We start from the raw sequence: 21,649 nt of genomic DNA, 5'->3' as shown, positions 1-21,649 counted from the left end.
CCCCATCCTGCCGGGTGGGCTATTCGCCTACTTCCCGAGGCTGGTGCCCGTCGAGCGGAGGTTCTCGCACGCGTGCGCGACGCGGTCGGCCATGCCGACCTCGGCCGCCTTGAGGTACGAGCGCGGGTCGTACTGCTTCTTGTTGCCGACCTCTCCGTCGACCTTGAGCACGCCGTCGTAGTTGCCGAACATGTGCGCGGCGATCGGGCGCGTGAACGCGTACTGCGTGTCGGTGTCGATGTTCATCTTGACGACGCCGTAGTCGACGGCCTCCTGGATCTCCTCGAGCAGCGAGCCGGAGCCGCCGTGGAAGACCAGGTCGAACGGCTTCGAGCCGGCTTCGAGCCCAAGCTTCGCGGTGGCGACCTCCTGGCCCTGCTTGAGGATCTCCGGGCGCAGCTTGACGTTGCCCGGCTTGTAGACGCCGTGCACGTTGCCGAAGGTGGCCGCGAGCAGGTAGCGGCCCTTCTCACCGCCACCGAGGGCCTCGACGGTGCGCTCGTAGTCGCCGGGCGCGGTGTAGAGCTTCTCGTTGATGTCGTGCGCGACGCCGTCCTCCTCGCCGCCGACGACGCCGATCTCGACCTCGAGGATGATCCTGGCCTTGACGGCCTGGTCGAGCAGCTCGGCCGCGATCTGCAGGTTCTCCTCCAGCTCGACGGCGGAGCCGTCCCACATGTGCGACTGGAAGAGCGGGTTCTCGCCGCGGTCGACGCGCTCCTGGCTGATCGCCAGCAGCGGCCGGACGAACCCGTCGAGCTTGTCCTTGGGGCAGTGGTCGGTGTGCAGCGCGATGTTGACCGGGTACTTCGCGGCGACGACGTGCGCGAACTCGGCGAACGCCGAAGCGCCGGTGACCATGTCCTTGACGCGCGTGCCGGAGAGGAACTCGGCGCCGCCCGTCGACACCTGGATGATCCCGTCGCTCTCCGCCTCGGCGAAGCCGCGCAGCGCGGCGTTCAGCGTCTCACTGCTCGAAACGTTGATCGCCGGGTAGGCGAAGCGGCCACTCTTGGCCTTGTCGAGCATCTCGTTGTAGATCTCAGGGGTGGCGATCGGCACGGTGTGACCCTCCTGTCCGCGGTTCGCGGACAAGTATCCAGCACCTGCTACCGGGCACGACGGGCGCCGGTCGGCAAGCTCACCCATGCCCGTGTCTTGTTGTGCACGCTACGGAATAGGCTGTGGTTCATGGTCGGCGATGCGGGGTACAACGCCGTCGAGCAGACGCTCACTCGGTTGCGCGTGCTCGATGACCGTCCCGTACCCGCACCTTCACAGGGTCCGGGTCCTTCGAGTCCGCGCACGCTCGCGGACCTCTACCGCGACCACCGCATGCGCATGGTGCGCCTCGCGGTGCTGCTCGTGGACGATCCGAGCACGGCGGAGGACGTCGTGCAGGAGGCGTTCGCCGGGTTGCACCGGCACTGGGCAGGGCTGCGCGACGAGGCCGCTGCCGTCGGCTACCTGCGCACGGCCGTCGTCAACGGTTCGCGCTCGGTGCTGCGGCGCAGGCGCACCGCCCGCGACTACGTGCCGCCGCACCAGGTGAACGCACGCTCGGCCGAGTCGCTCGCGATGCTCTCCGCAGAGCACCAGGCCGTCGTCGACGCGCTGGCGTCGCTCCCGCCCCGGCAGCGTGAGGTGCTCGTGCTGCGCTACTACGGCGGGCTGTCGGAGGCCGAGATCGCCGAGGCGACCGGCATCACCCGCGGTACGGTCAAGTCCACTGCCAGCCGCGCGCTCGACGCCGTCGGGCGCGTGATGAACCCGGGGCCGGGGTGAGCGCATGACCAGGGGCGACGAGCCGGAGCAGCGCCTCGCCGAGGCGTTGCGGGCACGCGCGACCGGTGCCGGACGGCCTGCCGGGCAGTACGTCGACGAGCCGTCGGGCGCGAGCGCACGCACCGCGCTGCTGCTGGCGTTGCTGCTCGGCGCCGTGCTCGGCGGGGGGTTCGCGCTGCTATCACTTCTGGTGCCGGGGGTCCTACCCCCTCTCGGGTGACGTGCGCCGCCCGGTACCGTTTTCGGAGTGACGACAACGCTCGCACTCGGCCCTGAGTGGCTCAAGCCCGACGTGATCATCGCCTGGCTGGGCCCATGGGCACTGGTCGGGCTGGCGCTCATCGTGTTCGCCGAGTGCGGGTTGCTGCTCGGCTTCTTCCTCCCTGGCGACTCCCTGCTGTTCACCGCGGGGCTCTTCGTCGCGCAGGGCGCCATCCAGGCACCGCTGTGGCTGGTGTGCCTGATCCTCGTGGTGGCGGCGTTCGTCGGCAACGCGGTCGGCTACTACATCGGCCGGGCCGCTGGGCCGGCCATCTTCGACAAGCCGCAGTCGAAGGTGTTCAAGCCGAAACACGTCGTGAAGACCCAGGAGTTCTTCGACAAATACGGCAACCGCGCGATCGTGCTGGCCAGGTTCGTGCCGATCGTGCGCACGTTCATCACGGTCATGGCCGGTGTCGGCCGGATGGAGCCGAAGCGCTACCTCACGTACTCGCTGATCGGCGGCGTCGTGTGGGCGGCGGGGGTGACGATCCTCGGGTTCTGGCTCGGCCAGTTCGAGTGGGTCCGCTCGAACATCGAGATGATGCTGATCCTGATCGTCGCGCTGTCGCTCCTGCCGATCGTCGTCGAGATCGTCCGCGCGCGCCGCGGCGGAGCGCACGCCGCGTAGCGGCGGTCCAGGGTTCAGCCCCTGCCGTTGGGCGTCTGCCGGATCCGGGCCGCGGCTTCGAGCAGCATCCACGCCGCGAGCTGCACGGAGAGGTCCGCTTCCGGTGCGCCGGGGCACGGTGGGCGGGCCGGGGCGGACCAGTCGGCCGCGAACACCGGGCCGCCGCCCACCTCCGCGCGGCCGTCCCACGCCGCTTCCGCGCTGGCGAGGACGAGCCGTGACGCCGTAGGTGCCAGCTCCGGTCGACGCACCGCGGCGTCGGCGAGGTAGCGCGCGAGGATCCCCGCGAAGAGCCCGCCGTCGCCCCCGCCGTCGCCGGGCAGCACGCCGTCGCGGCTCACGAGCCGGTTGGTGACGGCATCGACGACGCCGGCAGCGCGGTCGGTCCACCGCCAGTGCCCGTCGCGTTCGGCCAGCTCGACGCAGGCGCCGAGGTAGGCGCCTTGGCAGTACGTGTAGACGTGGCGGACGACGTGCTGCACCGATCCGTCCGGTGCGAGCCGGACGGCGTTGCGCACCAGCCCGGTGTCGGGGTCGACGAGCGTGTCGGCGACCCAGTCGACGATCGACGACGCGAAGTCCAGCTGGCCGACCCTGGCGAGCAGGATCGCGGCCGGCCCGTTCGACGGCGCGTTCTTCACGTGGTCGCCGTGGTGCCAGACGATCCCGCCGCCGCCGTCCTCGGTCCATCCTTCGTGCAGCCGCTGGGTGATGGCCGTGAGCGCAGGCGCGCCGTGGGAGCGGGTGAGCGCGCCCGCCCGGTGCACGGCGAGGCCGAGCCACGCGGTGTCGTCGTAGTAGCGGTTGGTCCACGAGCCGAGGTTGCGCAGCCGCACCGTGCGGGTCGCCTTCGCGATCGTCCGCGCCCTGCGCGCCGAGGGGTCCCTGAGCTGCGCGTCGACGAGGCAGTCGAGCAGCTGCGCCTGCCACCAGAAGTGCCACGGCTTCGGCGAGGCCGGGACCCGGCGGGGCCAGCGGATCCGCGCTATGCGGGTACCCGGGAGCACGCCGGCGACCCGGCGCAGGTGGCGACGGAGGATGGCCCGCTCCGCTATCGCCGCCCGTTCCGACCAGTCGATGTCCGGAACGCCCATCAGACCAGTCTGCCTGATGGCTGAATGTGTGGGACACCGGTCGTTGACGCCATCCGCGAGGTCGACGACGGTGGAGGGGTGCCAACCAGCCGAGTCATCGTCCCGGTCTTCGACGGCGTCCAGTCGCTCGACGTCACCGGGCCGCACGAGGCCTTCGCCACTGCGACGTCGTTCGTGGGCACGGCGGACGGGTACGAGATCCGGCTGGTCAGCGCCGTCCCGGGGCCGGTGACGACGTCCAGTGGGCTGCAGCTCGTCGCGGAAGGGCTACCGGAAGGGGAGATCGACACCCTGCTGGTCCCCGGCGGGCGCGGTGCTCGGCAGGCCCCTGCCGACGGCTGGCTCGTCACGTGGCTGCGCGGCGCGGCCGAACGGTCGAGGCGGGTCGTCTCCGTCTGCACGGGCGCGTTCCCGCTGGCCGCGGCCGGGCTGCTGGACGGGCTCTGCGCGACGACGCACTGGCGCCACGCCGACGAGCTCGGCGCCACTCACCCCGCCGTCGACGTCACCGCCGACGCCATCTACCTGCGGCAGGGCCGGATCTGGACGTCCGCCGGTGTCACGGCCGGTATCGATCTCGCGCTCGCGCTGATCGAGGTCGACCACGGGCCGGAGGTCGCGCAGGACGTCGCCCGCGAGCTCGTCGTCTTCCTGCGCAGGCCCGGTGGGCAGAGCCAGTTCGCCGGCCCGGTGTGGGCGCCGCCGGCACGGCAGCCGTCGATCAAGGCGGCACAGGAGATCATCCACGGCGATCCGGCCGCCGACCTGCGCGTTCCGGTGCTCGCCTCGCGGGTGGGGATGAGCGAGCGGCACTTCAGCCGCGAGTTCACGAAGGCGCTGGGCAGCCCGCCCGGCGACTACGTCGAGCAGGTCCGCGTCGACGTCGCGCGCCGGTTGCTGGAGTCGGAACCGCTGCTCGTCACCGCGGCGGCCACCCGGGCCGGCTTCGGCTCCGCCGAATCGATGCGCAAGGCCTTCCTCCGCCGGGTCGGGGTCGCCCCCGACCACTACCGGCGCCGTTTCACCCTGACCGAGAGGACCTGACCATGCAGGTTGCGATCCCGCTGTTCCCCCGGCTCACCGCGCTCGACGCGATCGGGCCGTACGAGGTGCTGCAGCGCGTCCCGGAGCTCGACGTGACGTTCGTCGGGGAGACCCGCGGCGAGGTGCGCACCGAGAACGGCTTCCTCGGGCTGGTCGTCGACCGGACCTTCGACGAGCTGCCCGATCCCGACATCGTCGTGGTGCCCGGTGGGCGGGGCAGCAGGGCGTTCCTCGACGGCGGGCCGATCGTCGACTGGGTGCGCGCGGCGCACGCCGGCACCCGGTTCACGACGTCGGTCTGCACCGGCTCGCTGATCCTCGGCGCGGCCGGGCTGCTCGACGGGCTCACCGCGACCACGCACTGGGGAGCGTTCGACGTGCTGGCCCGCTTCGGCGCGACACCCGTGAGCGAGCGGGTCGTCGAGCACCTCGACCGGCGGATCGTCACCGCGGCCGGGGTCTCGTCCGGCATCGACATGGCCATCCGGCTGCTGGCGGTGCTGTTCGACGACGTCGCCGCGCAGGCGGCGCAGATGTTCATCGAGTACGACCCCGAGCCGCCGTTCGACGCGGGGCATCCGAGCAAGGTCGGACCCGACGTCGTCGAGCGGCTCGCCGAGTACACCAAGATCCGCGTATAGGAGGCAGGACCATGCAGGTAGCGATTCCGCTGTTCCCGCGTCTCACGGCGCTCGATGCGATCGGGCCGTACGAGGTGCTCAAGGCCGTCCCGGCGCTCGAGATCGTCTTCGTCGGCGAGCGGCGCGGCGAGGTCCGGACCGGGACCGATCAGCTCGGCCTCAGCGTCGACCGGACGCTGGCCGAGGTGCCGTCCCCCGATGTCGTCGTGATGCCGGGTGGGCCGGGTGCGCGCGACCACCTCGCCGGCGGCGCGCTCGTCGACTGGGTGCGTGACGTGCACGGCGGTACCCGGTTCACCACGTCGGTCTGCACGGGTTCGCTGGTGCTCGGCGCGGCCGGGCTGCTCGACGGCCTGACGGCGACGACGCACTGGGGCTCGTTCACGACGTTGCGCGAACTCGGCGCCGTACCGGTGACGCAGCGGGTGGTAGAGCACCTCGACCAGCGGATCGTCACCGCGGCCGGGGTCTCCGCCGGGATCGACATGGCGCTGCGGCTGCTGGAGCTCCTCTTCGACGACATCGCGGCGCAGGCGTCCCAGGTGAAGATCGAGTACGACCCGCAGCCGCCGTTCGACGCCGGGCACCCCAGCAAGGTCGGCGCCGCCGTCATGGAGCGGGTCGCGGAGTACAGCCGCCGCTAGCCGCGCCGAGTTCCGGCCTCCGGCCGGAGGGCAGCAAAGCCACCTTCAGGCCCTCACAGGGCAGGAAAGTGGCTTTGCTGCCCTCCCGTCGGGCTCGACCCGCCGCTCAGAAGTGCTTGACCAGCTGCGTGAAGTGCTCGAGGTGGAGCACGCCGGCATCGTCGGGCAGCTCGTCGTGCTCCAGCACCCAGGTGTGCGCGTTGGGGATGAAGACCGCGCCCAGCCCCGCGGCCCGGGCCGGTCGGATGTCCGACTTCGGCGAGTTGCCGATCATCCACGTCGACGCCGGCGTCAGCGACCGCTCGGCGACCAGCGAGCGGTAGGTCGACTCGTTCTTCTCCACGACGATGTGCACGCTGCCGAAGTGGTGCGCGAGGTTCGACGCGTCGATCTTGCGCTGCTGCTCGTCGAGCGCGCCCTTGGTCAGCAGCATCAGGTCGTGGCGGGTGCCGAGGTCGGCGAGCGTCTCCGCGACCCCGGGCACCAGCTCGACCTCGTGGTTCACCAACGCCGCCGCAAGCTCGGCGATCTGCGCCCGCTCCGCGTCGGTGGCGGGCCGTTCGTTGAGCCGCTCGAAGCACTCGCCGAGGCTGTGCAGGAAGCTCGCGCTGCCGTAGCCGAGCACCTCGACGTTGGCGCGCTCGATGTCGTCGAGCACCGCGCGGGTGGCCGCCCGGTCGAGCGTCGGGTGGGCGAGCCAGGCGAGGTAGTCGTCGATCACACGCTCGAAGACGACGTTGTTCTCCCAGAGCGTGTCGTCGGCGTCGAAGATCAGCGTCTGTCGGTGCACCCGACGAATCGTAGAGACCCGGTTCTGTCGGTGCCCCGGAATACCGTGGCGGGCATGGAGGACCACGAGCGCTTCACCCACCTCGTCGACCAGTACGACGCGTGGCAGCGAGAGACCATCCGCCGCCACGGCTGGGCGCTGCAGGCGGTGCTCGGCGACGACGACGGGCCGCCGTTCGTCTACACCGTCGGCCTCTCCGGCTTCGAGCACGCCGAGCTCATCCTGTTCGCGACGTCGCAGCGGGTCGGTGGCGCGGTGCTGAACGAGCTGGGTGAGCTGGTGCGGGCAGGGCGGACGCTCGTGCCGGGTGAGCTCGTCGAGCTGGAGAGCGGTGCCGTCCACCTGCTGGAGTTCCCCGAGTCGGCGGGCTGGCTGTTCGCGGCGAACGATCTCTACCGGGCGCCCGGTGGGCCACCCGTCCCCGCGCTGCTCGTAGTGCGCGACGAGGACCTCGAAGCCGGCACCGACGATGGGGACGCCGGCGGGCACTGCTTCTTCTGCTCACATTGAGCGACTCACCAGGCTGTTCCCAGGTCGGCGTGCTGGCGCACCCACGCGTGCATCGCGACGCCGGCCGCCACACCGGCGTTGATCGAGCGGGTGGAGCCGAACTGGGCGATCGAGACCGTCAGCGCAGCTGCGTCCCGCGCCGCTGACGTCACGCCAGGGCCCTCCTGCCCGAAGAGCAACATGCAGTCCCGCGGCAGGCTCGCGGTCTCCAGCCGCTGCGCGCCCGGTGTGTTGTCCACCGCCACCACCTGCAGCCCACGCTCGTCCGCGAACGCCAGCAGGCCGCCGACGTCGTCGTGGTGGCGCACGTCGAGGTAGCGGTCGGTCACCATCGCACCGCGCCGGTTCCAGCGCTTGCGCCCGACGATGTGCACGCCGGCGGCGCCGAACGCGTTGGCGGTGCGGACGACCGTCCCGATGTTGTGGTCGTGCCCGAAGTTCTCGATCGCCACGTGGAACGGGTGTGCCCGCGCGGCAAGATCGGCCGCGACCGCGTCGCGCCGCCAGTAGCGGTACGCGTCGACCACATTGCGGGTGTCGCCGTGTTCGAGCAGCTCCGGGTCGAACCGCTCGTCACGTGGCCATTCCGCGGGGCCGCCCGGCCACGGCCCGACGCCGACCTGACCCGGCACCGCCCACTCGGTGGGGCCCGCCTCCGGCTCGTCCGGGATCGACACGCTCACCAGGCGATGATGCACGCCTGCCCGAAGTGACGACCCACCGCGCTGGAACCGTCGACTCACCGTGCCGAAAGTGACGACTCACCGTGCTGGAAGTGGCGACTCACCGCTCCGGGATGCGCGGCTCGCCTTGGTGGGTCGGGGTGGCGGCTGCGGTGTCCGTCTCCGGGTCCCTTTCGCGGTGGCCGGCCGGTAGGGCGAGGGTGATGCCCGTGTGGCCGCGGTGGGCCCCGGCCGCTGCCGCGTGGTACTCCTCCAGCTGCGTGACGAACTGCGGGTCGGCGTAGGCGGTGCCGTCCAGCGTGATGCCGGGGCGGCGGTCGATGATCGCCTCGACGTCGTCGCCGGTGAGCGTCTTGTGCGTCTCGAGCGCGTGCGCCACGGCGAGTACCGCGGCCCGGTTCTCGGTGAGGATCGCCTCGGCCTTGCCGAGCAGCTCGGCGAGCTGGTCCTCGATGCGGTCGGCGAGCGCCCTGCGCAGCACCGACTCCGTGCTCTCGCCCTTCTGCGGGCCGCCGCGGCCACCGCCGGGGCTGCCGACCTCCAGCCGCCGCGCCGTCGAGTACGACGAGATGGTGGAGCCCATCCCCCAGTAGCCCTCCATGAACGACGCGACCGCGGTCGCCGACTCCAGGTCGCCGGACACACCGGAGGACGAGTCGCCGTCGAAGAACATCCGCTCCCCCGCCAGCGACGCGAGCGAGACGAGGATGTCGGCCTCGAACTCCGAACGCCAGCGGGTGAACTGGTCCTCCGGCGGGATGCTCGCGACCATCCCGAGGTAGTCGCTGCCCTTCTCGATCGTCGCGATGTCGATCTCCATGTGCCGCCGGGTGCGGAACGCGACCACGGCGTGGCACGCCTCGTGCACGGCGACGGCGTGCCGCTCGCGCTCGATGTACTCGACGTCCTCGGGTGGGCCGAGGTCCTTGAGCTGCTTGGCCCGCATCACGTCCTTCCACGTGATGATCTCCCGGCCGTCCCGGATGGCGATGATCAGCGCCTCGTTGACGAGGTCCTTGATGGTGGCGCCGGTCGCGTACGGGGTGATCGTCGCGAGCTTGTCGATCTGCTCGGGCTCCAGCTCGTGCGAGACCTTCGCGAGGTAGCCCTCGTACGTCCTGACCCGGCCCGCCTTGCTCGGATAGCCGACCCGGTAGATCCGGTCGATGCGCCCGGGACGCAGCAGCGCCTCGTCCAAGGCCTCCGGCATGTTCGTCGCCATCATGACGAGAATCCGGTACTTGGGCGGCGGCTTGGGCCGCATCCCGAGGATCCGCCGGCCGACCCGGTTGATGATCCCGCGTGGCTTCTTGAGCCCGGACAGCTCCGTGAGCAGGGCCTGGAGCGTGCCCATCCCGCCCCCGCCGCCGGCCATCCCGCCCATGACGAACCGGTTGCGCGGCGCCTCGGCCGGCTCAGCGTGGGCGCGCATCGACTCCTTCGCCAGCAGCCACCGGGTGTCGTCGGACAGGTAGGACACGCCGTGGCAGCCCGCCGGGTGGTACGCGCCGAAGCCGCGCTGCCCGCCCGGCCCGACCTGCGCGAGCGTGCCCCGGTTGCCGAGCGCGTCGGCCTCGTCGAAGAAGACGATCACGCCGCCGTAGCGCAGCGCGAGCTTGCGCAGCTTCCGGAACACCGACTTGACCTTGAGGATCCCGACGCCCATGAACATGTTCGTGAACGCGCCGGGGTCGACGAAGACGTACGGCTTGCCGGTCTCGCCCGCCACCGCCTCCGCCATCAGCGTCTTGCCCGTCCCCGGCGGCCCCCATAGCAGCAGGCCCGACGGGACGTACCCGCCCTTGGCCTCGATCTCGTCGGGGTTCTCCAGGAAGACGATGTTCTCCTTGATCCGCGCGACGACGTGGTCCTGGCCCCAGACGTCGCTGAAGCGCGTGGTGATGTCGTCGGGGTAGTAGGTGTCGACGCCACCGCGGGTGAGCAGCCAGAACAGGCCGATGAACTGGAACGCGACGAAGAAGAACGCAAACGCGAGCTGCAGGATGAACGGCAGCGCGTCGTAGAGCAGTGCGGGCGCCTGGAAGATCGCCAGCACCGGCGACGTCTCCAGGATCTGGCCCGCGACCAGCGCGAACAGGACGATGAACGCCAGCCACTTGAGCAGGCGCGCCAACCGGAAGCGGGTCCAGTCGGAGAAGCGCCGCCGCAGTGCCCGCTCGGTGCCGCCGAACACCCGCTGCGACCAGAACCGGTGGTAGGGCGCCGACCGCTCGCTGACGAGGAAGTGGATCTGGCGCAGCAGCTCGGCGCCGGCGAGCCAGAGCAGCCACTGCGAGTCGACCGCCTGGATCCGCGCGGCGTCGACGAAGGGCAGCAGCGGGTTGTCGGCCATCGCGGCCCACACGATGATCAGCCACGCGACGCTGAACAGGAGCAGCAGTCGGATCCGGTCCCAGAGCCCCATGCGCTTGCGGGTGGCGCTCGGGGCGCCGTGCGGCGGCTCGTCGGGCGGGGTGAGGCCCTCCCGGGCGGGGATCTGGTCGGACCGTGCGGTCATGGCTTCTCCCGGACGGTGAAGGAGGAGACCACGTTCTCGATCTCCTTCTGGCGCTGCTGGTAGCACTCGGTCGAGCAGCGGACGTAGAAGAGGTAGAGCTTGCTGGCGTCATCGTTCGTGTAGGACGTCTGGTTGATCATCTGCAGCGGGCCGCCGCCCATCCGGTACCGGAAGACAGAGTGCACGCCGCGGATGCCGTTGCCTGGCGTCAGCACCTCGTCGGCGACCAGCGCGAAGTCGCTCAGCATCGCGAACGGGCTGGCCGCCAGCTGCTCGCGCGCCGTCGGTGAGACCGGGAAGAACGCGTCACGCAGTGCGTCGAGCGAGAGCTGGCCGCGCCGGGCAGGTGCCACGTCCTGGACGCTGACCAGCACTGCGGGCGCCGCGGCGTGCTGACCGAAGAGGTGGTCCGGCGAGGGCGCCGCGTCCGCGTCGTAGGCCTCGAGCCACAGCCCGCGGTCCTCGTTCTCCACGGCGGGGTCGAGACCGACGGCCACGACCAGCGCCCGCTCGTCGATCGGCTGCCACGAGCTCGGGATCCGCAGGTACGTGCGGTCGGCCGAGTTGGTGACGTAGGTGTATTCAGGCGCCCCGCACGCCACGAGGAGCAGCACGGCGAGCGCCCAGATCCCCCGGGTCGGTCGCCAGGTCCGGAACGCCATGGGACCTCCCGCCGTGACCTGCTCGTGATTTACGAGTATGAGTCACGGAACGGGCGTGGGAATGAGCCGTCCGGGGAGGACAAAACGGGCGTTTCGCCTGGTAGACCTGCTCAGGCGAGTCCGAGGTCGGCCAGTTGGAGCAACGAGCGGTATGGCACGTCCTCCGCTTCGATCACCTCGCGCGCACCGGTGTCGCGATCGACGACGGTCGCAACACCGACAACCGTCGCGCCGGCTTCCCGGACGGCGGCCACGGCGCTCAGCGGCGACGCGCCCGTCGTCGAGGTGTCCTCGACGACCAGCACGTGGCGGCCCACGATGTCGGGCCCCTCGATGCGGCGCTGCATGCCGTGCCGCTTCTGCTCCTTGCGCACGACGAACGCGTCGACGGGCTGGACCCCGGCCTCGGCCGCCGAGGCATGCATGATCGCGACGGCGACCGGGTCGGCGCCGAGGGTCAGCCCGCCGACCGCCGCGTACTCCCAGTCGGCGGTGAGCACCCGCATCAGCCGCCCGACCAGCGGTGCGGCGCGGTGGTCGAGCGTGACCCGTCGCATGTCGATGTAGTAGTCGGCCTCGGTGCCGGAGGAGAGCGTGACCTTGCCGTGCACCACGCCCAGCTCCCTGACCAGCGCGGCGAGCTGCTCGCGCTCGGCGTCGGCGCTCACGTCCGGTCCCGCTCGCCGAACGCCATCAGCATCCTGACCAGCGGGCGCGGCAGCAGATCCACCGCCGTCACGATCGCCTTGTACTGCAGGCTCGGCACGGACACGACCTTTCCTCTCGCAAGATCGGCGAGGCAGTCGTCGACCACCCGCCCGGCATCGAGCCACAGCGGCCCGGTGCGCGCGCCCATGTCGATGCCGGCGCGCTCGTGGAACTCGGTGCGCACGAAGCCGGGGCAGAGCGCCATCGCCCGCACGCCGGTCCCCGCCAACGATCCGGCGACACCTTCGGTGAAGGACGTCACCCACGCCTTCTCCGCCCCGTACGTGGAGCCGCCCGAGAAGAAGCTCAGGACGCTGGAGACGTTGACCACCGCGCCGCGGCCGCGTGTGATCATGCCCGGCAGCACCGCCCTCGTCAGCTGCATCACGCTGGTGACGTTCACGTCGAGCTGGCGCTGCAGCTCGTCCGGTGCCTGGTCGAGGAAGCCGCCGCCGGCCAGCGAGAAGCCGGCGTTGTTGACCAGCAGGTCGACGGGCGCGACATCGGGGTTGGCGAGCCGGGCGACGACGCGGGCGCGGTCCGCCGCGTCGGCGAGATCGGCGGGCAGCACCTCGACGGTCACGTCCCGGGCCCGCGCCTTCTCGGCGACCTCGTCGAGCCGTTCCTTCGTACGGGCGACGAGCACGAGGTCGCGGCCGTCGGCGGCCAGCCGTGCGGCGAAGGCGGCACCGATGCCAGCAGTCGCTCCGGTGATCAGGGCGGTGGGCACGCCGAGAACCCTAACGATCTGTTCTCGGGGCGCAGGGCGGGGCGCCCTGCTACCGCTTGGCGTCCTGGCTCTGCTCCAGCGCGGTCGCCACCTCGGCGAGGTCGGCGAGCAGGTCCTGCAGCCGGTCGGCCGAGGAGCCGAGCGGGGCCGTTGCCAGCACCCACGACTCCTCCGCCCACAGCAGCTCGACGTCGTCGCCGACCGCGTCGCTCGCCTCCGACAGGCGCTGGGTGAGCAACGGGCGCACGGCATCGGCGTCGGACACGAACGCGTAGCGCTCCCCGACGGGTTCGAGCAGGTCGAGCCCGGCGTCGTCGGGCAGCGGGGCGGACGGCAGCCGCAGCTCCACCGCGGCCGGCAGCTGGGCCTGCACCTGCACCGCGACGAGCACGGAGTTGAGCCGGCCGGCCTGCTCGTGGTCGAAGACGTAGGCCTGCCGGGGCCCGTCGGGCGTCGGGACGTCACCGCTGATCAGGTTGCGGGCGACGCCCGGCCCGCCCTGGTGGATCGTCCCGTAGCGCCACCTGCTGGGCAGCACCGGATCGGTGTCGAGGTACTCCCAGCCGCGCATCGCGGCCCACCGGCGCCGGTCCTTCCCGCCACCGCCCCCGGAGCGGTCGACGAAGAGCAGCACGGCGCCGAGCGCCAGCGCTACCACCGCGATCAGAAACCACACCGTCGACGAGAGGCCCACGTCGGGAGCCTAGACCGGACGGCCGCATCCCGTGAGGAACGCCACGCCACCGGGCGCCCCGCACGCACACCCGAACTTCCCCACCGTTTTGCCAACCTGCACGGGCTTTCGGGTGTGTGGATAGGCAAAACGGTGGGGAAGTTGGGCTATTTCGTTGTACTGACGGGCATCGCCTTGCCGACGATGAGGCTGCCTGTGCCGCCCTCGGCCGTCGGGTCGAGGTCGACGCGCACCGTGTCGCCCTCACGGACGTCGCCGGCCAGCAGCTCCTTCGCGAGCTGGTCGCCGATGGCCGACTGCACCAGCCGCCGCAGCGGGCGGGCGCCGTAGACGGGGTCGAACCCGTTGAGCGCGAGCCACTCGCGGGCGGGGTCGGAGACCTGCAGCGAGAGCCGCCGCTTGGCCAGCCGCCTGCGCAGCACGTCGAGCTGGATGTCGACGATCGAGGTCAGCTCCTCGGTCGAGAGCGCGTGGAACACCACGACGTCGTCGAGCCGGTTGAGGAACTCCGGCTTGAAGTGGCGCTGCACGACCGACATCACGGCGTCCTTGCGGCCGCGCTCGTCGAGCGCGGGATCGGCGATCGCCTGCGAGCCGAGGTTCGACGTCAGCACGAGGATCGTGTTGCGGAAGTCGACCGTGCGGCCCTGGCCGTCGGTCAGCCGGCCGTCGTCGAGCACCTGCAGCAGCGTGTCGAAGACGTCCGGGTGCGCCTTCTCGACCTCGTCGAACAGCACCACCGTGTACGGGCGGCGCCGCACGGCCTCGGTGAGCTGGCCGCCCTGGTCGTAGCCGACGTACCCGGGCGGGGCGCCGACGAGCCTGGCGACGGAGTGCTTCTCCGAGTACTCGCTCATGTCGATGCGGACCATCGCCCGCTCGTCGTCGAACAGGAACTCGGCCAGCGCCTTCGCCAGCTCGGTCTTGCCGACGCCGGTCGGGCCGAGGAACAGGAACGAGCCGGTCGGGCGGTTCTCGTCGGCGATGCCGGAACGCGCGCGGCGCACGGCGTCGGACACCGCACGCACGGCCTCCGCCTGGCCGACGACCCGCTTGCCGAGCTCGTCCTCCATGCGCAGGAGCTTGGCGGTCTCGCCCTCCAGCATGCGGCCGGCGGGGATGCCGGTCCATGCGGAGACGACATCGGCGACGTCGTCGGGACCGACCTCCTCCTTCAGCATCACCTGGGCCTCGGGCGCGGTGACGGCCGTGGCCTCGGCGAGCTTCTTCTCCAGCGCCGGGATCCGGCCGTAGCGCAGCTCGGCGGCCTTGCCGAGGTCGCCGTCGCGCTCGGCGCGCTCCGACTCGCCCCGCAGCGACTCCAGCTGCTCCTTGAGCTCGCGGACGCCCTCGATCGCGCCGCGCTCGTTCTGCCAGCGTGCCGTCAACGCGGAGAGCTCCTCGCGCTTCTCGGCCAGCTCCGCCCGCAGGGCCGCCAGCCGCTCGACGGACGCGGCGTCGGACTCCTTCGCGAGCGCCATCTCCTCGATCTCGAGGCGGCGGACGGCCCGCTCGACCGTGTCGATCTCCACGGGCCGCGAGTCGATCTCCATGCGCAACCGCGACGCGGCCTCGTCGACGAGGTCGATCGCCTTGTCGGGCAGGAACCGCGCGGTGATGTAGCGGTCGGAGAGCGTCGCGGCGGCGACCAGCGCGGCGTCGGTGATCCGGACGCCGTGGTGCACCTCGTAGCGCTCCTTGAGCCCGCGCAGGATGCCGACGGTGTCCTCGACCGACGGCTCGCCGACGTAGACCTGCTGGAAGCGGCGCTCCAGCGCGGGATCCTTCTCGATGCGCTGGCGGTACTCGTCGAGCGTGGTGGCGCCGACGAGGCGCAGCTCACCGCGGGCCAGCATCGGCTTGATCATGTTGCCGGCGTCCATCGCGCCCTCGGCGTTGCCGGCACCGACGATGGTGTGCAGCTCGTCGATGAACGTGATGATCTGCCCGGCCGACTCGGTGATCTCCTTGAGGACGGCCTTGAGCCGCTCCTCGAACTCGCCGCGGTACTTCGCGCCCGCGACCATCGAGCCGAGGTCGAGGGAGACCACGCGCTTGCCGCGCAGCGACTCGGGCACGTCGCCCGCGACGACCCGCTGGGCGAGGCCTTCGACGATGGCCGTCTTGCCGACGCCCGGCTCGCCGATCAGCACGGGGTTGTTCTTGGTGCGCCGCGAGAGCACCTGCACGACCCGGCGGATCTCGGTGTCGCGACCGATCACCGGGTCGAGCTCGCCGGCGCGGGCGCGTTCGGTGAGGTCGACGCCGTACTTCTCCAGCGCCTGGTAGGTGCCCTCCGGGTCGGGGCTCGTCACTCGTGAGCTGCCGCGGACCTTGGCGAACGCCTCCCGCAGCGCCTCCGGCGTCGCGCCGTGGCGGCGCAGCAGCTGCGCGACCGGTCCGCCCGCGGACGCGAGCCCGACGAGCAGGTGCTCGGTCGAGACGTACTCGTCGCCCATCTCGGTGGCGAGCTGCTGTGCGGCCGTGATCGACGCCAGCGCCTCGCGCGAGAGCTGCGGGGCGCTCACGGTGGAGCCGGACACCGACGGGATCCGGTTGCCGAGCTGGGTGAGCTCGCCGCGCACCGCGCCGGCGTCGGCACCGACGGCCGCGAGCAGCGGCGCGGCGATCCCGTCGCCCTGCGCGAGCAGGGCACCCAAGAGGTGGGTCGGCCCGACGTCGGCGTTGCCGGCGAGCGTCGCGGCCTGTGCTGCCGCCGAGATCGCCTGCTGTGTCTTCGTGGTGGGGTTGAACGAGTCCATCCCGCACGTCCTCCTGCAATGGTCATCCGGGCTCCGGGTGCGAGCCCACACACGTCCAACGTCAGAAAAGTTGAGTGTGTTCCACTCAAGCTGCTCCGGCTTCCACTTACGGGTGATACTTCGCTTCGATGTCCGACGACGCCCTGCTCTCCAGTCTGCTCTCGGCCGTCGCCGCCGCACCGGAGGACGTCCCGCTCCGCGTGCACGTCGCCGGCCTCCTCGCCGAACGCGACCGGCTCACCGAAGCGCTCCAGCACTGCACCCACGCGCTGGCCGTGGAGCCGGGCAACCCGGCGGCCCTCGCGATGCTGCAGCGGCTGACGACGCTGCTCGCGCCACAACCGGAGTCGCCGGCCGCCACGCCGCCACCGGACCCGTCACCAACCGGCTTCGACTGGCGCCAGGCCGAGGAGCAGGTCGCCGACATCGCGACCCCCGACCCGGCCGATCATCTCATCCCGTCGCCGACGATCGAGGACATCGAGCGCCCGAAAGTGCGGTTGTCCGACGTCGGGGGGATGGAGAACGTCAAGCAGCGCCTCGAAGCGGCGTTCCTCGGCCCGATGCGCAACCCGCAGCTGGCGAAGGCCTTCGGCAAGAGCCTCGCCGGCGGGCTGCTGCTCTACGGCCCGCCGGGGTGCGGGAAGACGTTCATCGCCCGTGCGGTGGCCGGCGAGCTCGGCGCGAACTTCTTCAACGTCGGGATCGCCGACGTGCTCGACATCTACACGGGGGCGAGCGAGCGCAACCTCGCGCAGATCTTCGAGGCCGCGCGCCGAGCCGCGCCGTGCGTGCTGTTCCTCGACGAGGTCGACGCGCTGGGGCAGAAGCGCTCGCACCTCACCCACTCGAGCAGCATGCGCAACACCGTCAACCAGCTGCTTTCCGAGATGGACTCGCTCGGCGGCGGCAACGACGGCGTCTTCGTGCTCGGCGCGACCAACCACCCCTGGGACATGGACAGCGCGCTGCGCCGGCCGGGCCGCTTCGACCGGACGCTGCTGGTGCTGCCCCCGGACGCGCCGGCCCGGGCGGCGATCCTCGAGTACAACCTGCGCGAGCGGCCCACGTCGTCGATCGACATCGGCAAGCTCGTCGCGGCGACCGAGCACTACTCGGGCGCCGACCTCGCGCACATTTGCGAGACGGCCGCCGAGCAGGCGCTCGCCGCGTCGATGGAGGCAGGGCAGCTGCGCCCGCTCACGACGTCCGACCTCGTCGCGGCGCTGCGCGAGGTCCGCCCGAGCACGGGCCCGTGGTTCGCGACCGCGCGCAACGTCGTGACGTTCGGCAACACCGACGGGAGCTACGACGAGCTGGCGGCCTACCTGCGCAAGCACCGCAAGCTGTGAACACCGCCGCGGAGCGGGTCGCGCACCTGCGCCTGCTCGGCAGGCTCGACGACGCCGAGGAGCAGGCCCGCTCCGCGCTCGCGGCCGAGCCGACGCACCCGGACGTGCTCTGCGAGCTGTCCGCGGTGCTGCTGGCGAAGAAGCGGTTCGACGAGGCGCTCGCGGCCGCCGACGCGGCCACGGGGGCCGCGCCCGAGCACGAGCGGCCACATCGGTTGCGCGGGCTCGCCCTCTCCGCGATGGGCCGCCACCCGGAGGCCGTCGAGGCCGGCTACCTCGCGGTCTCGATCGAGCCGGAGCACCCGACCGTCGCGACCGCGTATGCGGAGATCCTGCAACGGGCCGGCCGGCTCGGCGACGCGCTGAACGTGGCACGTCTGGTCGTGACGATGGCGCCGCACACCGCCGACTCGCACTTCCTGATCGCCGACATCACCAGCGACATGGGCGACATGGTGACGGCACGCGCCGCCTACACCGAGGCGCTGCGGCTCGACCCGCAGCACGCGCTAGCCCAGCACGACCTGGCCGTGCTCGACCTGCGGGCGCGCCGCCCCGGCCGCGCCCTGCAGGGGTTGATGCAGGCCGGTGCGCTGGCGCCGGGCCAGTCGACGCTGCTGCCCAACGTCGCCGCGGTGCTGTGGCGGCTCTCGTGGCGGCTGCGGATCTGCATCTGGATCGCCACGATCGTGATCATGACGGCGTCCGGCCGCTCGGCGGGCCAGCACACGACGGTGGCGCAGCTGCTCGCGATCGCCGCCCTCGTCGTCGGCGGGGTGCTGATGTGGCACTCGAGCCGCGACCTGCCGCCGCAGACCCGGCCCGTGCTGATGGCGGCGCTGCGCTCCGACGTCCCGCTGGCGATCACCTACGGCGCACTCGCGCTCTGCGTGCTGGCGCTCGTCGCCACCGCCGTCACCGGCTTCGCTCTGTTCGGCGCCTTCATCATCCTGGTGCTGGTCGCGCTGGCGCTGCTCGCCGTCGTAGTGGGGCTGTTCCGCCGGGGGCGGCGCTAACGCAGCGCCCGAGAGGAGGTGCCGGAGCCGAGGTGGGTCGTGCTGGGGAACCGGCGCCGCGGGCGCGGCGCCGTCGACGGTGTGCTCTTCGCGCCGAAGTAGTCCCCACCCTTCCGGCCAGGGTCGTCGGTACCCCATTCGCGCTTCTCGGTGATGCGCGCCATCCGCGGGATGTGCTTGCGGCAGTGGATGTAGGCCTCTTCGACGTCGACCACCACCCACCGCTCCGCCCGGCGCCCGGGGGTGGGGTCCTCGGGGACCGCCGCGTAGAGGCCGCGGAACTGGGTGTTCTCGACGATCTGGGCCGCGCCGTTGACGTGCAGGCCGATCATGTCCTGCACGAAGTCGACCATCAGCAGCCCGACGTGGCCGTTCTCGGCGATGTTGCCGAGGCTCGCGTGCACGCCGTTCCCCCGGTACTCCGGATAGGCGAGCGTGCGGGCGTCCAGCACCCTGATGAATCCGGGCGGGCCGGCACGCAGCGACGCGTCGCATTCGCCCTTCGCGTCGGACGACGCGACAAAAACCATCTCCATCCGACCGATGAAGGAAATCATCGCAGGGAGTAGTCGGTCGCGTACCTGGTCGGCGTAGAACCGGTTGGCCCGCTCGGTGCTGCCGTAGGCGCATTGAAGTGCATGTTCACCCGCTGAGCCCGGTTGTTGCACCGGTCGGGCACACTCTAGGTCATCAGGACCAGTCGTAGTGCCCCGAACGGGGGAGCCTGGACGGGTGAGGCCGGGGATACGCAGTGACACACCTCTACGGTGCCATCTGCCGTTCTTCGGAGTCACCTGGGGCTCTTCAGCGCGCTACGCTGGCACAACCCGTCCCGCATTCCGGGCACCCGCTCCCCGAAGCGGTCCCTCCGAGCGCAGGAAGAGAGTCGGCAGTCGATGACAGCTGAACAGTTGCTCGCGGCCGACCTCCCCTCGGTGCGCGGGACGCGCGGCCGGCGCTCGACGATGGTGGAGACCATCCGCGCCAGCTTCGAGAAGGTCGAGCAGCACCACGAGGAGCTCGGGAAGCACTTCTACGGCGTCCTGTTCAGCCGCGCGCCGGAGACGAGGGCGCTGTTCCCGGTGAACATGGAGGTGCAGCGCAGCAGGCTGTTGCGCGCGCTCGTCCACGTCGTGCAAATGGTCGACCAGACCGACGACCTCTTCCCGTTCCTGGAGCAGCTGGGCCGCGACCACCGCAAGTTCGGGGTGCTCGCGACGCACTACGACGCCGTCGGCGTCGCGCTGATCAGCGCGATCCGGACCTTCTCCGAAGACGCCTGGACGGCGGAGGTCGACGCCGCGTGGCACGAGGCGTACGAGATGGTCTCGGCCGCGATGTCGCGGGCGGCCGACGCCGAGCGCGGGCCGGCGTCGTGGCGCGGCCGGGTCGTCGGGCACGAGCGCATGGGTTGGGACCTCGCGCGGATCACCGTCGAGACCGAGGAGCCGATCCCGTACCGGGCCGGCCAGTACCTGAGCGTCGAGACCCCGCAGCGGCCGCGGCTGTGGCGCTACCTGTCACCCGCGAACGCCCCACGCAGCGACGGCGTCCTGGACTTCCACGTCAGGGCCGTCGACGGTGGCTGGGTGAGCCGCGCGATCGTTGCGCACTCCCAGGTCGGCGACACCTGGCGGATCGGGCCGCCCATGGGCCGGATGCACGTCGACCCCGCCTCCGGACGCGAGGTGCTGATGGTCGCCGGCGGCACCGGCATGGCCCCGATCAAGGCGTTGCTCGAGGACATCGCGGAGCGCCCCGACCCGCCGCGCACGCAGGTGTTCGTCGGCGGCCGCACGTGGGACGACCTCTACGACTTCACCACGCTGCGCAAGCTCTCCTACAGCAACACGTGGCTCGACGTGATCCCCGTCGTCGAGAATGACGACACCGCCTCCGGCGCCGAGCGCGGCACCCTCGCCGACGTCGTCACCCGCTACGGCGCGTGGGCCGACCACGACGTGCTGGTCTGCGGCTCACCGCCGATGATCAGGGCGACCGTCTCCCGGATGCTCGTGGCCGGCACCCCGCTCGACCGCATCAAGTACGACCCGTTCACGATGGACTGACCCGGTCGCGGGCTCTGAAGGCGACCAGACGCTAAGAGCACGGCTCCACCGGAGATTTGTAGCGACCGATTGCTTGGGTTCTTAGAACCTTGCACGGCAAGGGTGGTTGGTTTCAACTCCTGCAATCGGGCGGACCTACCCTCTTTAATGGCCCGACCGGTCCAGGTCGGCCAACATGACTCATGCGCACAATCAATCGGAAGTTGATCCACGGTCTGACTTGCATCTGCGGATGCCTGTGCCTTGCCGCTGGCTCAATCCTGTGCGCCCCTGAGTACTGCCGTCGCGGCCCAGATCCCTCCCTGTATCAACTACGTGCACCATGAACCAGGAGGTCGGGTCGAAGTCGATCTTCGACTTGACCCAGCTACCGGCACCTACACCACCCTCACGATCTTCTGGTTCATCAATGACGTTGCGGCCCGTCCAGGACTGTACAACTGGTCCCACGTAATCGATGGAGTTCCCCGAAAGCCTCAAATAAACTTCAAGGATGACAATTTTCACACAGCTTTCAGAGTCACGGACGGCTGGTACTTCGGCGACCGCTACAAGCTTCAGGCTGCACACTTCTCACCTGCGACGCGAACGACCTACATTTCGGCGGTAAATGAATGCCTCATCACCCCGCGTTGAGATCTGATCAGCCGTGGATCGACCATCTCACGGCCATGGTGCTGGCCCACCTGTCCGAGCACCTCTCCGATCTGCTCCCCGAGCCGTTGACACTGGTGGCGGCGGCCGACCAGATGGTGCTCGCGGCTGTGGACGGCAGGCGGACGCGGACGCTGGTCACGCAGTCGACGCACCGTCCTCAGCAGCTCGAAGAAAGTGGGATCGGCCCGTTCGCACGGACCCTGCTGGGTGACGTCCAGGACCTGGTGAGCATGTATCTACATGCGCCGTGGCCACTCACAGCAGATGGTCGCGTGACCTACCCGGTGGCAGCGTCCGCAGGCGGCACGATCGAGTTCGGCTTCCGGGCCTCCAGCTCGGCCGGCAACGACATCAGCCTCCCTCCGCTCGTTCTCGACGCACTGGGCTGAGCCACCCCA

At 70.9% G+C, this 21,649-nt stretch carries 22 protein-coding genes; 11 read left to right on the top strand and 11 right to left on the bottom strand.

Annotated features, from left to right (window positions below):
- Nucleotides 1–27 precede the first annotated feature (27 nt).
- The gene (gene fbaA / locus LL648_RS06075) at nucleotides 28–1,062 is read right to left on the bottom strand and encodes a class II fructose-bisphosphate aldolase (RefSeq protein WP_232661406.1); all 1,035 of its coding nucleotides are present in this window, start codon (nucleotides 1,060–1,062) and stop codon (nucleotides 28–30) included.
- Nucleotides 1,063–1,191: 129 nt separating this feature from the next.
- Between fbaA and LL648_RS06070 the strand changes: the two genes are divergently transcribed.
- From LL648_RS06070 to LL648_RS06060, 3 genes are read left to right on the top strand one after another with little or no spacing between them, the layout of a single operon-like run.
- Nucleotides 1,192–1,785, top strand: a complete 594-nt coding sequence (locus tag LL648_RS06070) for a SigE family RNA polymerase sigma factor (protein WP_232661405.1) — start codon at nucleotides 1,192–1,194, stop codon at nucleotides 1,783–1,785.
- Between the two features lie 4 nt (nucleotides 1,786–1,789).
- A complete protein-coding gene (locus LL648_RS06065) occupies nucleotides 1,790–2,005 on the top strand; it encodes a hypothetical protein (RefSeq protein WP_232661404.1) in 216 nt (71 codons plus the stop codon).
- A 27-nt stretch (nucleotides 2,006–2,032) separates the two neighbouring features.
- Nucleotides 2,033–2,677 carry a DedA family protein gene (locus LL648_RS06060; protein WP_232661403.1) on the top strand — a complete coding sequence of 215 codons (645 nt, stop codon included), beginning with the start codon at nucleotides 2,033–2,035 and terminating at the stop codon, nucleotides 2,675–2,677.
- 14 nt (nucleotides 2,678–2,691) lie between these two features.
- On the opposite strand, the gene LL648_RS06055 is transcribed toward LL648_RS06060, so the two are convergent.
- On the bottom strand, nucleotides 2,692–3,771 hold the full coding sequence (locus LL648_RS06055; protein WP_232661402.1) for a glycoside hydrolase family 76 protein: 1,080 nt from the start codon (nucleotides 3,769–3,771) through the stop codon (nucleotides 2,692–2,694).
- 78 nt (nucleotides 3,772–3,849) lie between these two features.
- On the opposite strand from LL648_RS06055, the gene LL648_RS06050 reads away from it, so the two are divergent.
- From LL648_RS06050 to LL648_RS06040, 3 genes are read left to right on the top strand one after another with little or no spacing between them, the layout of a single operon-like run.
- A complete protein-coding gene (locus tag LL648_RS06050; protein WP_232661401.1) occupies nucleotides 3,850–4,815 on the top strand; it encodes a GlxA family transcriptional regulator in 966 nt (321 codons plus the stop codon).
- A 2-nt stretch (nucleotides 4,816–4,817) separates the two neighbouring features.
- Nucleotides 4,818–5,456 carry a DJ-1/PfpI family protein gene (locus tag LL648_RS06045; RefSeq protein ID WP_232661400.1) on the top strand — a complete coding sequence of 213 codons (639 nt, stop codon included), beginning with the start codon at nucleotides 4,818–4,820 and terminating at the stop codon, nucleotides 5,454–5,456.
- Between the two features lie 11 nt (nucleotides 5,457–5,467).
- The gene (locus tag LL648_RS06040; protein WP_232661399.1) at nucleotides 5,468–6,100 is read left to right on the top strand and encodes a DJ-1/PfpI family protein; all 633 of its coding nucleotides are present in this window, start codon (nucleotides 5,468–5,470) and stop codon (nucleotides 6,098–6,100) included.
- Between the two features lie 106 nt (nucleotides 6,101–6,206).
- On the opposite strand, the gene LL648_RS06035 is transcribed toward LL648_RS06040, so the two are convergent.
- Nucleotides 6,207–6,890: an HAD family hydrolase gene (locus LL648_RS06035; RefSeq protein WP_374111989.1), complete on the bottom strand. Its 684-nt coding sequence runs from the start codon at nucleotides 6,888–6,890 to the stop codon at nucleotides 6,207–6,209.
- A gap of 54 nt (nucleotides 6,891–6,944) precedes the next feature.
- Here LL648_RS06035 and LL648_RS06030 point away from each other — a divergent pair, with 54 nt between their 5' ends.
- Nucleotides 6,945–7,400: a DUF4262 domain-containing protein gene (locus tag LL648_RS06030; RefSeq protein ID WP_232661398.1), complete on the top strand. Its 456-nt coding sequence runs from the start codon at nucleotides 6,945–6,947 to the stop codon at nucleotides 7,398–7,400.
- A gap of 5 nt (nucleotides 7,401–7,405) precedes the next feature.
- On the opposite strand, the gene LL648_RS06025 is transcribed toward LL648_RS06030, so the two are convergent.
- From LL648_RS06025 to clpB, 7 genes are all read right to left on the bottom strand, one after another.
- Entirely contained in the window at nucleotides 7,406–8,083 is a 678-nt protein-coding gene (locus tag LL648_RS06025; RefSeq protein ID WP_232661397.1) for a TrmH family RNA methyltransferase, read from the bottom strand.
- Nucleotides 8,084–8,183: 100 nt separating this feature from the next.
- Complete coding sequence (locus LL648_RS06020; RefSeq protein WP_232661396.1) at nucleotides 8,184–10,601, bottom strand: AAA family ATPase; 2,418 nt, start codon at nucleotides 10,599–10,601, stop codon at nucleotides 8,184–8,186.
- Nucleotides 10,598–11,263 carry a hypothetical protein gene (locus LL648_RS06015; protein WP_232661395.1) on the bottom strand — a complete coding sequence of 222 codons (666 nt, stop codon included), beginning with the start codon at nucleotides 11,261–11,263 and terminating at the stop codon, nucleotides 10,598–10,600. Before LL648_RS06015 ends, LL648_RS06020 begins: the two co-directional genes overlap by 4 nt.
- A gap of 110 nt (nucleotides 11,264–11,373) precedes the next feature.
- Entirely contained in the window at nucleotides 11,374–11,931 is a 558-nt protein-coding gene (gene pyrE / locus LL648_RS06010; protein ID WP_232661394.1) for an orotate phosphoribosyltransferase, read from the bottom strand.
- Complete coding sequence (locus LL648_RS06005) at nucleotides 11,928–12,701, bottom strand: SDR family NAD(P)-dependent oxidoreductase (RefSeq protein ID WP_232661393.1); 774 nt, start codon at nucleotides 12,699–12,701, stop codon at nucleotides 11,928–11,930. Before LL648_RS06005 ends, pyrE begins: the two co-directional genes overlap by 4 nt.
- Before the next feature lie 49 nt (nucleotides 12,702–12,750).
- Entirely contained in the window at nucleotides 12,751–13,395 is a 645-nt protein-coding gene (locus tag LL648_RS06000; protein WP_232661392.1) for a hypothetical protein, read from the bottom strand.
- A 146-nt stretch (nucleotides 13,396–13,541) separates the two neighbouring features.
- Nucleotides 13,542–16,157, bottom strand: coding sequence for an ATP-dependent chaperone ClpB (gene clpB / locus LL648_RS05995; protein WP_232661391.1), 2,616 nt, complete (start codon nucleotides 16,155–16,157; stop codon nucleotides 13,542–13,544).
- 128 nt (nucleotides 16,158–16,285) lie between these two features.
- On the opposite strand from clpB, the gene LL648_RS05990 reads away from it, so the two are divergent.
- A complete protein-coding gene (locus LL648_RS05990) occupies nucleotides 16,286–17,509 on the top strand; it encodes an ATP-binding protein (RefSeq protein WP_232661390.1) in 1,224 nt (407 codons plus the stop codon).
- Nucleotides 17,506–18,525 (top strand): tetratricopeptide repeat protein, encoded by a 1,020-nt coding sequence (locus tag LL648_RS05985; protein ID WP_232661389.1) that lies wholly within the window; start codon nucleotides 17,506–17,508, stop codon nucleotides 18,523–18,525. The genes LL648_RS05990 and LL648_RS05985 overlap by 4 nt, the downstream gene beginning before the upstream one ends.
- Here the strand turns inward: LL648_RS05985 and LL648_RS05980 are convergent.
- A complete protein-coding gene (locus LL648_RS05980) occupies nucleotides 18,522–19,061 on the bottom strand; it encodes a pyridoxamine 5'-phosphate oxidase family protein (RefSeq protein ID WP_374111988.1) in 540 nt (179 codons plus the stop codon). The genes LL648_RS05985 and LL648_RS05980 overlap by 4 nt on opposite strands.
- A gap of 429 nt (nucleotides 19,062–19,490) precedes the next feature.
- Here LL648_RS05980 and LL648_RS05975 point away from each other — a divergent pair, with 429 nt between their 5' ends.
- Both LL648_RS05975 and LL648_RS05970 read left to right on the top strand, forming a co-directional pair.
- Nucleotides 19,491–20,594: an FAD-binding oxidoreductase gene (locus tag LL648_RS05975; RefSeq protein ID WP_232661851.1), complete on the top strand. Its 1,104-nt coding sequence runs from the start codon at nucleotides 19,491–19,493 to the stop codon at nucleotides 20,592–20,594.
- A gap of 632 nt (nucleotides 20,595–21,226) precedes the next feature.
- Nucleotides 21,227–21,640, top strand: a complete 414-nt coding sequence (locus LL648_RS05970; RefSeq protein WP_232661387.1) for a hypothetical protein — start codon at nucleotides 21,227–21,229, stop codon at nucleotides 21,638–21,640.
- The last annotated feature ends 9 nt before the right edge of the window (nucleotides 21,641–21,649 follow it).

The organism is Pseudonocardia sp. TRM90224, assembly GCF_021245725.1.
Taxonomy (GTDB): domain Bacteria; phylum Actinomycetota; class Actinomycetes; order Mycobacteriales; family Pseudonocardiaceae; genus Pseudonocardia.
The sequence above is the reverse complement of the archived record's forward strand: the minus strand, read 5'-3'. Positions and strand labels throughout refer to the sequence as shown.